Below are 12,244 nucleotides of genomic sequence, written 5' to 3' on the forward strand. Positions count from 1 at the left end.
GGTCTCCTCGATCCCAGAACGTGAAGAGTTCTCGGATCAGATCACGGGAGACGCACAGTCGTCAATGTCCTACCTAGTAGATGGACATATGCACGTGGTTCGTGTGGTCGCTGCTCGGGTCGCCCTGGCCGCTGCGATAGGGGTGCCAGCCGGCGGCCGGGGTCCAGATCTGGCGGTACCAGATCACGTACATGACACCGAGCGCCTGCGCGTTGCGGACCAGCCAGGTCGCCAGCTCCGTCCCGTACTCCTTCGCCTCGCCGGTCGCCACCCCGCCGAAACCCTTCACGTCCGCGGCGAAGTCGCAGGCCCGGCCCTTCGGATGCTCATACGGCCCGCCCGGGCGATAGCACGACACGTAATGCGCGAAGCCGGCCAGTTTGACCTGCTCCAGGGCGTGCACCGTGCGCGGCGTCAGGCACCCGCTGGTCGTCGGGTCGTGCAGGCCGCAACTTTCCTCCGGCCACTGCCCGTCGGCCCGCCGCGGCGCCGGCTGGGCCGAGACGAGCGGCGTCTTCATGCTGTTCGTGGTGGCGGGGTCGAGGATCGGCTGCGACTCGCGGTTCAGCGCCGCGGCCAGGGCCTGCTCGACAGCGGTCTTCTGCCGCGCCATGACGTCGAGCTGCTGCTGCTGGCGGGCGACCTCGGCGGCGATGGTCGCGCGGTTGGCCTCCAGCGTGGCCCGGATGCCCGCCAGCTGCCGCAGCTCCGCGGACTGCCGCCGGGCCACGAGCTCCAGGAGGCTCACCCGGTCGGCGAAGACACCGGGGCTCGGCGAGTCGAGCAGCGTCGCCGCATCCCGCAGACCGCCACCATATTGGTACGCCTTCACGGTCACCATTTCTGTAGCCGCGACCAGCCGCTGGTACTGCGGCTCCAGCTCCGCCTGCTGCCCCTGCACGAGCGCCTGCCGGGTCTGCGACGCGGTCAACGAGTTCTGCGCGTCGATGAAGGCCCGGTTGGCCGTTTCGAGGCGCTCGGACAGCTCGATGGAGCCGGGCCCCTCGTCGACGGTGACGCCCGACTCCTTGCCGGCGGTGGCGCTGGGTCCTTTGCCGGCGGTAGCGCTGGGCGACGGCTTTGGGGACGCGGCCGCGAGGCCGGGCGTCACCAGGACCGCCAGGGCGCAGAGAGCGGCCAGAAGCCACGGTGATCTGGACATACCGCTCGGAGAATCGGCCATCACCCGCCCAACCTGCAGAAAATCCAGACTTTTCCCCCGTCAGGCGAAATGTCCGATATGTCGAGCGCAGCGCGGCGCGGAGCGCCCGACATATCGGTAAGCGCCAAAGACCGAAGAGCTTCGATAGGTTGTACCGCATGTGGCGTATCACGATCAGCGACGCGTGCATAGGCTCCGGCAGTTGCGTCGGTGTGGCTCCCCGGCACTTCGAGCTGGACGACGTCGAGGGGCGCGCGCACCCGGTCGGCGCCGAGTCCGAGCCCGACGAAGCCGTTCTCGATGCGGTGGCGAACTGTCCCATGGAGGCGATCACCGTCGTCGACCTCGAGACCGGTCAGGATGTGGAATTCTGACATGAACCCCATTGCGCGGTTTCAACTCTGGTCGCTGCGCGCGAATCTGGACCTGGCTCAGCAGAGCCTGGACCGCGGCGACGTCGCGGAGTCCATCCGGCGCTTCGAGGTCGATCTCAAGATGCGGCGGAAAGTGCTGGCGAAGGTCCACGATCCGCAGCTGCGGGCGCTGGGTGAGCTCGACGCGGCCCGGGCGGCGCTGGCCCTGGCCTGGCTGTACCAGCGGGAGGAGGTGCACGACCGGCTCGCGGCGGTCGCTCGATATGCGTATGACACGTATCGCGCCAACGGCCGGCTCGAGCAGGCCGGGCTCGCGGCCATCCTGTTCGCCGGTGCGAGCGGGGCCCTGGGGCGACGGGACGAGTCCGGCTCGATGCTGCGGGAGAACTATGACGAGCTGGTCGCGGCGTGCCCCGATGCGGAGATCACCGTCACGATCGGTCAGTCGTTCGCGAACAATCTTCTGGCTCGCCAGGAGTACGACGCCGCCGAGCCCGTGATCGCTGCGAGCCGGAAACGTGCGGCCCGTGTGCACGGTCCCGAGTCATACCAGGTCAGGCAGCACGACCGGCTGGCGGACCGGGTGCGGGCCGGGCGGGATCAGGCGTCCGAGCGGTAGGCGGCCAGCAGTTGCTCGGCGGCCTGGACCGGGGTCAGGGTGCCGTCCAGCACCGCCTGCTCCACCTGCGGGGTCAGGGCGCGGACGGCGGGCGAGGTGCGCAGGCCGTCCAGCAGGGCGTCGCGGGTCATCGCCCAGACCCAGCCGATCTGCTGCCGTTCCCGTCGTGCCCGCAGTTCCCCGCTCGCCGCGAGCTCGTCGTGGTGGCGCCGCAGCCGATCCCAGAGTTCCGCCAGGCCGGCGCCGGTGAGGCCGCTGCACGTCAGCACCGACGTGCCCGAGTGCAGCAAGCGCAGGGCGCCGGAGAGTTCGCGGGCGGCGGCTCGGGCGTCCTGTTCGTGCGGGCCGTCGGCCTTGTTGACGGCGATCACGTCGGCCAGCTCCAGGACGCCCTTCTTGATGCCCTGGAGCTGGTCGCCGGTCCGGGCCAGGGCCAGGAGCAGGAACGTGTCGACCATGTCGGCGACCGCCGTCTCGGACTGGCCCACGCCGACCGTCTCCACCAGGACCACGTCGTAGCCGGCGGCCTCCACGATCACCATCGCCTCACGGGTCGCCCGGGCCACGCCGCCCAGCGTGCCGGACGTGGGGGAGGGGCGCACGAACGCGGCCGGGGCCGCGGCCAGGCGGGTCATCCGGGTCTTGTCGCCCAGGATGCTGCCGCCGGTGCGGGTCGAGGACGGGTCGATGGCGAGGACGGCCACCCGGTGGCCCGCCTCGATCAGGAACATGCCGAGGGCGTCGATGAAGGTGGACTTGCCGACGCCGGGGACGCCCGTGATGCCGATGCGCCGGGCCTCACCCCGCGCATCGGCCAGGGCGTGCAGCAGCTCCTGTGCGCGGGCCCGGTGGTCGGGCCGGGTGGACTCCACGAGCGTGATGGCCCGGGCGATCCAGGCGCGGTGGCCGCCGCGGACGCCGTCGACGAGGTCGTTCAGTGCTGCAACCGGGATCGCAGCACCTCCAGCAGACTCGCGGCGGCGTCGGCGATGACGGTGCCGGGGCCGAAGATCGCGGCGGCGCCCGCGGCGCGGAGCTCGTCGTGGTCGCCGGGCGGGATGACGCCGCCGACGACGATGAGGATGTCGTCGCGGCCGAGTTCGGCGAGTTCGTGGCGCAGCGCCGGTACCAGGGTGAGGTGGCCGGCGGCGAGGGAGTTGACGCCGACGATGTGCACGTCGGCCTCGACGGCCTGGCGGGCCACCTCGGCGGGGGTGGAGAACAGCGGGCCCACGTCGACGTCGAAGCCGAGGTCGGCGAAGGCGGTGGCGATGACTTTCTGGCCGCGGTCGTGCCCGTCCTGGCCCATCTTCGCGACCAGGATGCGCGGGCGGCGGCCCTCGTCCTCGGCGAACGCGTCGGTCAGGGCCCGGACCCGCTCCACACCACCGTCCCCGGCGGCCTCATCCCGGTACACCCCGGAAATGGTACGGATCTGTGCCGTGTGCCGCCCGAAGACCTTTTCGAGCGCGTCGGAGATCTCGCCGACGGTCGCGTGCGCGCGGGCCGCCGCCACCGACAGCTCCAGCAGGTTGCCGTCGCCGGCCGCACCGGACGTCAGCGCGGCCAGGGCGGCGTCACAGGCCGCCTGATCGCGGGAGGCCCGCAGTGCGGCCAGTTTCGCGATCTGCGCCGACCGCACCGCCGAGTTGTCGACCTTGAGGACGTCGATCGGTTCGTCGGTGTCGGGCCGGTACTTGTTCACCCCGATCACCGGCTGCCGGCCCGAGTCGATCCGGGCCTGTGTCCGGGCGGCCGCCTCCTCGATGCGCATCTTCGGGATGCCCTCGCTGATCGCCCGGGCCATCCCGCCGGCCCGCTCGACCTCCTCGATGTGGGCCCAGGCGCGGGCGGCCAGATCGTGGGTGAGCCGCTCGACGTACGCGCTGCCGCCCCACGGGTCGATGACGCGGGTCGTGCCCGACTCCTGCTGTAGCAGCAGCTGCGTGTTGCGGGCGATGCGGGCCGAGAAGTCGGTCGGCAGGGCCAGGGCCTCGTCCAGGGCGTTGGTGTGCAGCGACTGCGTGTGTCCCTGGGTCGCGGCCATCGCCTCGATACAGGTGCGGACCACGTTGTTGAACACGTCCTGGGCGGTCAGCGACCAGCCCGACGTCTGGCAGTGCGTGCGCAGGCTCAGCGACTTGGGGTTCTTCGCGCCGAACTGCTCGACCAGCCGCGACCACAGCAGCCGCCCGGCGCGCAGCTTCGCGACCTCCATGTAGAAGTTCATGCCGATCGCCCAGAAGAACGACAGCCGCGGCGCGAACACGTCCACGTCGAGCCCGGCGTCCCGGCCGGCCCGCAGGTACTCCACGCCGTCGGCGAGGGTGTAGGCGAGCTCCAGGTCGGCCGTCGCCCCGGCCTCCTGGATGTGATACCCGGAGATCGAGATGGAGTTGAACTTCGGCATGTGCTTCGAGGTGTACCCGAAGATGTCGCTGATGATCCGCATCGACGGGCCGGGCGGGTAGATGTAGGTGTTGCGGACCATGAACTCCTTGAGGATGTCGTTCTGGATCGTGCCCGCCAGCTGCTCGGGCGCGACCCCCTGCTCCTCGGCGGCGACGATGTACAGCGCCAGGATCGGCAGCACCGCGCCGTTCATGGTCATCGACACGCTCATCTTGTCCAGCGGGATGCCGTCGAAGAGCTGCCGCATGTCCAGGATCGAGTCGATGGCGACCCCGGCCATGCCCACGTCGCCGGCGACCCGCGGGTGGTCGGAGTCGTAGCCGCGGTGGGTCGCCAGGTCGAACGCGACGGAGAGGCCTTTCTGCCCGCCGGCCAGGTTGCGGCGGTAGAACGCGTTGGACGCCTCGGCGGTGGAGAAGCCGGCGTACTGCCGGACCGTCCACGGCTGCGTGGTGTACATGGTCGGGTAGGGCCCGCGCACGTACGGCGCGATCCCCGGCAGGCTGTCCAGGTGCGACACGCCGGCGAGGTCGTCGGCCCCGTAGAACCCCTTGACGTCGATGCCCTCCGGCGTAGCCCAGACGTCATCCGACAAGTCGGACATATCCGAAATATCGGAGCGGGGCGTCCCGAGTGCGATCTCGGAGAAGTCGGGAATCACGGCGCCACCACTCCCAGGTCGAGATGCGTCTGCCGCAGCACGTCCAGCGCATCGCAGCCGGTGAACAAGTATGAGTCGACGCCCTCGAAAGAACCCTGACCCGCCAGCCAGATCCGCGTGACACCCTCGGCGCGAAGGCGCGGCACCAGCTCCGCGACGTCGGAGGCGTAGGAGCGGTCCGACCCGCAGATGCAGGCGACCGGCGAGGTGCTGTCGGGCGCGAGGCGGACGCCGCCGGCCGCGAACAGGTTGGTGGCGAACGAGACGCGGCCCGAGTTGGCCGCCGCCGGACCCAGCGCGACCAGGCGGACGGTCGGCGGCTCGGCCTGAGCGTCGGCGGCGTCGCGGAGCCGTTCGAAGCTCTGGGAGTACCAATGCCGCGGTAATCCGCCCGAAGGCGGCAACGGTGCCGGCGGGCGCACCGGTCGTCGTTCGGCCAGGTCCGGGAATTCCGACACGCCGGTGATCGGCTGGCGGCGATGGGCCAGGTCGGTGTGGCGCCGCTCCCAGGTCGCGCCGATGCGGTCGGCGACCAGCCCCGAGCGCAGTGCCGTGTGCATCCCGCCGGCCCGTTCGACCTCGGTGAAGACGTCCCAGGCGGCGTGCGCGAGGGCGTCGGTGAGCGACTCGACATACCAGGAGCCGCCGGCCGGGTCGAGGACGCGGGCGACGCCGGACTCCTCGATGAGCAGCGACTGGGTGTTGCGGGCGATCCGCCGCGAGAAGGCGTCGGGCAGGCCGAGCCGGGTGTCGAACGGCTGGACGGTGACCGCGTCGGCGCCGCCCGCCCCGGCCGCGAAGCACGCGACGGTGGTGCGCAACAGGTTGGTCCACGGGTCGCGGGCGGTCATCATCGCGTCGCTGGTGACGGCGTGCTGCCGCTGCGCGCCGAGGTGCGCGACCTCGCAGACCTGCGCGATCCGGGCCCAGATCCGGCGGGCCGCGCGCAGTTTGGCGATGGTGGCGAACTGGTCGGCGGTGGCCGCGAACCGGAACTCGAGCTGCTTGAGCGCCATCCCGGCGCTGAGCCCGCCGCCGACGAGCTGGCGCAGGTAGGCCAGGCCGGTGGCGGTCGCGTAGCCGAGCTCCTGGGCGTCGCTCGCGCCCGCGTCGTGGTAGATCGTGGCATCGACGGTGGCCACCGGCACGGACGACTCGCCCGCTAGAACCGACAAAAGCGACAAATCAGCATTTGTACGGGTACGCGCGTGCAACCCCAGCGGGTCCGCGCCGAGATTGCCCGATTTGTCAGCACCGGGCAACGCCAGAAACGCGCGCGCCGCGGCAAGGGTGTCCGGACCGTTGTCCAGCACCACCGAGGCCAGATCGAGCAGCACCCCGTCCAGGGCCTCGGCCAGATCACCGGGTGCGATGCCGGCGAGCCACAGCGACGTCGCGCCGTTCTCGAGGTCGGCCAGGACCGCGGCCCGGGTCACCTTCGGGTCGGGGTCGGCGTGCCGGGCCCGGACGTCCCACGGCCGCGCCGCCGCCCGCCCGCCGCGCACGAACGGCACGTGCCCGGGCGTCCCGGCCGGTGGCGCCGGGTCGGCCGCGGTGTACAGCGGCGCGATCCGGATGCCGTCGTAGGTGTCGGTGGCCAGCAGCTCGGCCACCGCCTCGGGGGGCGTGTCCTCGCCGGCCCGCCCGGACTTGCGCAGCACGCCCAGGGCGAGCCGCTGCCAGTCCAGAAGATCACTCATGCTGGACACGTTAGAGCCGTGCTTCCGCGGACGAACCCGCCTGTGACAACCTCCACCAGCCCACTTTGTCACTTTCCGGGGCGTCCCGCTGGACGGCTTCAGCGCCGCTGAAGCACCTGCAGGCCCACCGCGACGCCGAGCGGCGAGCCGGTGATGGCCGTGATCGTGCGCCGCCCCTCGGCGTGCGCGGCGAGGACCAGCTGGGTGACGAGGACACGGTCGGCGTGGCAGTCCATGTCGACGTACGTCTCGTCGGCGCCGATCCGGAACAGCGCCCAGATCTGGCCGTCGCCGAGGCAGACGATCTGCAGGCGGTACTCACCGGCCGGGTAGGTCCGGGCGTCGTCGAACCGGGCCGTGTTGCCCCGCAGCGCGGTCATGAACCGCACGTCGAGCGCCTCGACGGTGCCGGCGTCGACGGTGTTGTACACGCTGACCTTGCGCACCATCTCAGCCCGCTCCTCAGCCGTGAGGTCGGGGTCGAGCGCGGCCGACGGGGCCGGGGCGGCGGCGACACCGATCGATGTCCGGGGCGCGGGCCGGGTGACGGCGAGCGCGAACCCGAAGGCGATCCCGACCGCGACGGCGACCGCGATCGCGAAGGGACCGCTGGCCTTCGACGCCCGCGGCCGCTCCGGCACGGGCTGGGCCCCGATCACCTCGATGTCCACCATGACGCACCTTTCAGGCGACACAGGCCTCGTCGGGCGAGACCTGATCGGCCGGCGACGGCTTCGGAGCCAAGGCCACGGCGAGCCAGATCGAAGCGCTGACGGTGGCCAGCATCGCCAGCACGATCGTAACGCGATCAACCGACGTGGCCAGGTGCCAGATGATCGGGTACGGCGAGATCAGGTAAATCAATGTGATGGCCACCCAGTACCCGCCGAGCACCGCCCACAACCACCCGTCGCCGCCCAGCCCCAGCGCCCGCCGCCGGCCGCGCAGGAAGACGGCCCCGAGCAGCGCCGTGACCAGGGCGGCACCGACCACGAACCGGACCTGCCCGAGCATCGCGTCCTGGACCGGCGGCAGCCGCCCCCACCGCTCGGCGTCCCCGCGCAGCAGCGCCCCGAACCGCCCGCCGGACATGAGGTCGTTCCGGGCGCCGAACGCACGGGCGGTCGATGACCAGGCGACTCCGGCGGCGAGCGGCAGCCAGCACCAGGCGGCGGCCCGGCTCCGGAACCGTACCGTCGCGACAACGGCCAGAATCAGAGCCAGCGGCAGGCCCTCGTTCTTCGTGAGGATCGCAGCAGCCACCAGAAAAAGCGAAAGCGGCAGCAGAGGATTCCGGAGCCGCTTCGCTCCCGCCCCGGGCAGGGGACTCTTCGCCCCCTGCACCCCCTGCGACGTACCCAGCAGCAGCACAGCGCCGGCCACGAACGCCGAGGCACACAACGTGTCGCTGTAACCCTCAGTGGGCGCCCGGAAGTCAGGCAGCCACGCCCCGCACGCGGCGAGCAGCGCGACCGGGATCGACAGCCACCGCGGCAGCCCCGCCGTCGCCCGGCGCACCGCGTAGGCGACGAGCACGACGGCCGAGAACGTGACCGCGACGTTGACGGAGAGCGCCGGCCGGAACGTGTAGGAGTCGAGCAGCTGCCACGCGACCGCGACCGGGGCCGACGACAGCGGCGGGTAGTCGGTGTGGTTGAGCACCAGCGCCTCGTTGCCGATCGCGGCCCGGGCGAAGCCGCCCCCGTGCGCGAAGTACCCGGCGTGCAGCCACCAGATCGCGTGCGCGTCCCACCCCAGCGGGTCCTTGAACACCAGCAGGAACAGCGGCAGCAGCGGTACCCCCAGCCACCCGGCCTCCCGCCACGAGCCCCCCGGCAGCGGCGCGGCCCGGCGCACCGACCACGCCACCGCGATCGACCCGAGGAACGCCGCGCCGAACCACGGCAGCAGCGGCCCGCCCAGCCACAGCGACAGGAGCACGCCGACGGTCGCGACGGCCGCACCGGCGAGCGGGGCCAGGAGCGTCGCCAGCGGCACCGCCCGGGTCAGCGCCCACGCGAGGGGCAGGCCGGAGACGACCAGCGCGAAGACGGCGACGAGGCTGGTCACCGGGCGGCCGCGGTGACCTCGAGCGCCACCCCGGCGGGCGAGCCCGGGTCGGGGCGGAGGCGCAGGACCAGGTCGGCCCCGGCCTCGTCCGGCGTCACGACCAGCGCGTGCATGACGGCGACCTCCTGGAGCCGGAAACGCCAGGTCTCGTTGGGCTCGTGGAGGTACACCCGCGAACCCTTCGGCACCAGTCGGTCCATCTCGGTGCCGAGGAACTCCATTGCCGCGATGATCCGGTGCTCCGGGCGGACCCTGTTGTCGCGGATCGCGACGAAGAATCCGGAGTCGGCCGCGTGCCCGGCGGCCCGGACGGCCGGGGCGAGCGCCCCGGCCGCGACGACCGCGATGATCAGGCGAATCGCGAGCCGTGGACCCGGCTCAGCCGCGCCCGGGCCGGGCGCCATCGGGAACGCCGACCGGCTCGGCCCGGTCATGGTCGGGTGGCGGGAGCGTCTGCGCGTCCATGGCCGCGGCCGTCGGTTCGGAATGCGCTTCCGCGGCCGCGGGTTTGGGCTGCGCTTCCGCGGCCGCGGTCCGCTCGACCCGCTCGGTGCGCTCCCCGCGCGGCACGATCTTCGACGGCGTGTCGAAGTTCATGCTGGCCTTGAGCAGCTTCTTCAGCCTGGGCGCGAACGGCTTCTCGACCAGCCGGTGGCCGAGGTAGGCCAGGATCAGCATCCCCACGATCATCATGGGCAGCAGCGCCCACGGCTCGATCTGGCCCTTGAGCCGGCGGATGGTGATGACCCCGATGTCCTGGTGCATGAGGTACAGCGGGTAGGTCATCACACCCGCGACCGTCAGCCACTTCCAGTTGGCCCACTTCAGCCAGCCCAGCGCGGTCGCGGCCACGACGGCGACGAAGCCGCCGAACAGCACCATCGACAGGGTCCACTTCATGTGGACCCCGAGGAACTGGTTGAAGTGCCGCGTGTCCAGCAGCACCTGGTGCTGCGCGAGCAGGAACGTGACGCCGACGAGGCCCCAGAGCAGCGGGGTCGAGCCGAAACGGTGGATCAGGTACAGCAGGATGCCGAGGATGAAGTAGGGCGCGTAGATCGGCTGCACGACGGCGTCGACGAGGGCGATGTCGAGGTGGTTCGTGACGACCGCGGCGATGAGCCACAGGGAGGCGAACGCCAGGACCCGGCGATAGGTCAGCCCGAACGCGACGACGATCGCGAACAGCAGGTAGAAGCGGGCCTCGGCCCACAGCGTCCAGTAGACGGCGTCGACGCTGGGGACCCAGAGCGCGTCCTGGGCCATCGTGAAGTTGACGAGCAGGTCGGACAGCGTGGTGGGGGCCCGGATCACGCCGGTGCTGAGGGCGACGCCGCGGTTGAAGTACACGACCGTGAACGAGATGACGATCGCGACCCAGTACATCGGGTAGAGCCGGGTGACCCGCGAGACGAAGAAGTCCTTCAGGTTGCGGTCCCAGCAGCTCATGCAGATGACGAACCCGGAGATGACGAAGAACATCTGCACGCCGAGATAGCCGTAGTTCGCGAAGTCGAACAGCCGGCCGAAGACAGCGCGGTTCTCCCGCTCCCAGATGTGGGACTGGGGGGTGCCGACGTAGTGGAACAACACCACGAGCAGGGCCGCCAGCAGCCGCATGCCGTCGAGGGCGGCGAGGCGGCCTTCCCGCCGCACCGGGGTGCCGGAGGTGGAACGCGGTTCGGTTGGGGTAGGCGCGTTGAGCACCCGGCACTGTAACCCTTTCGGGCGGTCCATGTCGAAATAAGCGCTTGCCGATGTCCGCACCGAACCTCAGCGTTGGCAAGTGCTTACCGTTCGCCGATGCCGGCCACCGGTCCGTAGTCGACCGCCTCCGCAGCGGTAAGGACTTTCCCGGCCGGGCGGTCGTCCTCGACCGGGACCGCGGCGGCTTGCGGGCGCTTACCGCTTGACGATGCTCGCGATCAGCCCGTAGTCGACCGCCTCCGCGGCGGTGAGAACCTTGGCGGCCGAGAGGTCGTCCTCGACCCGGGACCGCGGCTGCCCGGTCGCCGCCGCGATGCGCAGGATCAGGTCCTCGAGGTCGCGCAGATAGCGCCCGGCCTCGGCCACCACCTGGTCGGCCGTCCCGCCGGGCGATGACACCTTGGGCTCGGCCAGCCGAAACCGGGCGTGCGCGAACGCGGCCCGCTCGGCGGCGGCACAGAACACCCCGAGCGCCGCACCGCTCACTTCCCCCACAGCGGTTGCGTGGACGGGCGCCTGCAGCGACTCGATGGCGTCGACGAGCGTCCAGACGGCGGCCAGGCTGCCCTGGTCGGCGCTCATGTGCACGCTGATCGGCTCCGGCCCGGCGGCGTCGAGCGCCAGCAGCGTGGCCGCGGCCCGGGCCGCCATCTCGATCTCGATCGGCCCGCGCAGGAACACCATCCGCCGGCCGAACAGCTGCTCGTCCAGCCAGGGCGCGTGCTGGGCCGGAGGCGCCAGGGGCTCCTCGTCGGGCCGCCGTTCGTAGTGTGGCCGCATGCGCTCGAACATAGGCGAGGAATCCGCTCCCGGCCGCCCCGGACCGCGGGTTTCCGCTGCGGGCTGAACCCCGGCCGGGGCGGCTCACGCGAAGCGGCGGCGTTCTTGAGGATTTTGGCAAAACTGGCAAATCGCTCGTGCTGAAACCTGGGACTGCCACCATGCGGTGAGGAGGCACCGAACGGCGGTGCCGTTGGTTCTATGCTCGGGAGCCGCCATGGCGGACGTTTCCACCGCAGAGTCCGGCCTGGTCGACCAGGACCTGATCGAGATCGTCCACGAGGTCTGGGACGCGTACCTCCAGCAACCCGACGCTCCCGAGGTCGACACCCCGACCGTCCAGGACGCGAAGACGATCACGGCCGCCGTCTCGATCACCGGCGCCTGGGAGGGCCACGTCCGCGTCATCGCCCCGCCCTCCGTGGCCGCCGACATCACCGCGATCATGCTGGCGATGGACAAGGAGGAGATCACGGACCAGGACGTCACGGACGCGATGGGCGAGCTCATCAACGTGGTCGGCGGCAACATCAAGAACCGCGGCGCCCAGCCGGCCAAACTGGGCCTCCCGGTGGTGGCCACGGGCAAGATGCTTTTCCCCGCGACGAAGGAGACCCACCGCCTGGCCCTGCGCTGGCCGGAGGGCGACCCGATCACGTTCAGCGTCCTGCACGTCAACCCGGACCGAGCCGTCCTACCGGCCGGAACCCTGCGCCCGCGCTGACCGCCGCCGCCCCGGTGCTCATGTGCTGGGTGGAT

At 71.3% G+C, this 12,244-nt stretch carries 12 protein-coding genes; 3 read left to right on the forward strand and 9 right to left on the reverse strand.

The window, feature by feature from the left end:
- Nucleotides 1–73: 73 nt before the first annotated feature.
- Nucleotides 74–1,162, reverse strand: coding sequence for a coiled-coil domain-containing protein (locus tag ACIA8L_RS18105; RefSeq protein ID WP_395905688.1), 1,089 nt, complete (start codon nt 1,160–1,162; stop codon nt 74–76).
- Nucleotides 1,163–1,320: 158 nt separating this feature from the next.
- On the opposite strand from ACIA8L_RS18105, the gene ACIA8L_RS18110 reads away from it, so the two are divergent.
- The gene (locus ACIA8L_RS18110) at nt 1,321–1,536 is read left to right on the forward strand and encodes a ferredoxin (RefSeq protein ID WP_395905690.1); all 216 of its coding nucleotides are present in this window, start codon (nt 1,321–1,323) and stop codon (nt 1,534–1,536) included.
- 1 nt (nt 1,537) lies between these two features.
- A complete protein-coding gene (locus tag ACIA8L_RS18115) occupies nt 1,538–2,155 on the forward strand; it encodes a hypothetical protein (protein WP_395905692.1) in 618 nt (205 codons plus the stop codon).
- On the opposite strand, the gene meaB is transcribed toward ACIA8L_RS18115, so the two are convergent.
- From meaB to ACIA8L_RS18155, 8 genes are all read right to left on the reverse strand, one after another.
- Nucleotides 2,137–3,108 (reverse strand): methylmalonyl Co-A mutase-associated GTPase MeaB, encoded by a 972-nt coding sequence (meaB, locus tag ACIA8L_RS18120; protein WP_395906324.1) that lies wholly within the window; start codon nt 3,106–3,108, stop codon nt 2,137–2,139. The two genes, ACIA8L_RS18115 and meaB, sit on opposite strands and share 19 nt — an antisense overlap.
- The gene (gene scpA, locus ACIA8L_RS18125) at nt 3,090–5,171 is read right to left on the reverse strand and encodes a methylmalonyl-CoA mutase (protein WP_395905694.1); all 2,082 of its coding nucleotides are present in this window, start codon (nt 5,169–5,171) and stop codon (nt 3,090–3,092) included. The genes meaB and scpA overlap by 19 nt, the downstream gene beginning before the upstream one ends.
- 53 nt (nt 5,172–5,224) lie before the next feature.
- Complete coding sequence (locus ACIA8L_RS18130) at nt 5,225–6,928, reverse strand: methylmalonyl-CoA mutase subunit beta (RefSeq protein WP_395905696.1); 1,704 nt, start codon at nt 6,926–6,928, stop codon at nt 5,225–5,227.
- Nucleotides 6,929–7,026: 98 nt separating this feature from the next.
- Nucleotides 7,027–7,602, reverse strand: coding sequence for a hypothetical protein (locus tag ACIA8L_RS18135; protein WP_395905698.1), 576 nt, complete (start codon nt 7,600–7,602; stop codon nt 7,027–7,029).
- Between the two features lie 10 nt (nt 7,603–7,612).
- Nucleotides 7,613–8,998, reverse strand: a complete 1,386-nt coding sequence (locus ACIA8L_RS18140) for a hypothetical protein (protein WP_395905700.1) — start codon at nt 8,996–8,998, stop codon at nt 7,613–7,615.
- Nucleotides 8,995–9,402 carry a hypothetical protein gene (locus tag ACIA8L_RS18145; RefSeq protein ID WP_395905702.1) on the reverse strand — a complete coding sequence of 136 codons (408 nt, stop codon included), beginning with the start codon at nt 9,400–9,402 and terminating at the stop codon, nt 8,995–8,997. The genes ACIA8L_RS18140 and ACIA8L_RS18145 overlap by 4 nt, the downstream gene beginning before the upstream one ends.
- Nucleotides 9,377–10,705, reverse strand: a complete 1,329-nt coding sequence (locus tag ACIA8L_RS18150; protein WP_395905704.1) for an acyltransferase family protein — start codon at nt 10,703–10,705, stop codon at nt 9,377–9,379. The genes ACIA8L_RS18145 and ACIA8L_RS18150 overlap by 26 nt, the downstream gene beginning before the upstream one ends.
- A 195-nt stretch (nt 10,706–10,900) precedes the next feature.
- Nucleotides 10,901–11,485, reverse strand: coding sequence for an ATP-dependent Clp protease proteolytic subunit (locus ACIA8L_RS18155; protein WP_395905706.1), 585 nt, complete (start codon nt 11,483–11,485; stop codon nt 10,901–10,903).
- A 217-nt stretch (nt 11,486–11,702) separates the two neighbouring features.
- Between ACIA8L_RS18155 and ACIA8L_RS18160 the strand changes: the two genes are divergently transcribed.
- Nucleotides 11,703–12,209: a chemotaxis protein CheX gene (locus ACIA8L_RS18160; RefSeq protein WP_395905708.1), complete on the forward strand. Its 507-nt coding sequence runs from the start codon at nt 11,703–11,705 to the stop codon at nt 12,207–12,209.
- Nucleotides 12,210–12,244: the final 35 nt, after the last annotated feature.

The organism is Dactylosporangium sp. NPDC051541 (assembly GCF_044454505.1).
Taxonomy (GTDB): domain Bacteria; phylum Actinomycetota; class Actinomycetes; order Mycobacteriales; family Micromonosporaceae; genus Dactylosporangium.

Coding starts and splice junctions, on each gene's coding strand:
- scpA (WP_395905694.1), bottom strand. CDS start 5,171: ATGTCCGACTTGTCGGATGACGTCTGGGCTACGCCGGAGGGCATCGAC.
- ACIA8L_RS18155 (WP_395905706.1), bottom strand. CDS start 11,485: ATGCGGCCACACTACGAACGGCGGCCCGACGAGGAGCCCCTGGCGCCT.
- ACIA8L_RS18115 (WP_395905692.1), top strand. CDS start 1,538: ATGAACCCCATTGCGCGGTTTCAACTCTGGTCGCTGCGCGCGAATCTG.
- ACIA8L_RS18130 (WP_395905696.1), bottom strand. CDS start 6,928: ATGAGTGATCTTCTGGACTGGCAGCGGCTCGCCCTGGGCGTGCTGCGC.
- ACIA8L_RS18110 (WP_395905690.1), top strand. CDS start 1,321: ATGTGGCGTATCACGATCAGCGACGCGTGCATAGGCTCCGGCAGTTGC.
- ACIA8L_RS18105 (WP_395905688.1), bottom strand. CDS start 1,162: ATGTCCAGATCACCGTGGCTTCTGGCCGCTCTCTGCGCCCTGGCGGTC.
- ACIA8L_RS18135 (WP_395905698.1), bottom strand. CDS start 7,602: ATGGTGGACATCGAGGTGATCGGGGCCCAGCCCGTGCCGGAGCGGCCG.
- ACIA8L_RS18160 (WP_395905708.1), top strand. CDS start 11,703: ATGGCGGACGTTTCCACCGCAGAGTCCGGCCTGGTCGACCAGGACCTG.
- ACIA8L_RS18145 (WP_395905702.1), bottom strand. CDS start 9,402: ATGGCGCCCGGCCCGGGCGCGGCTGAGCCGGGTCCACGGCTCGCGATT.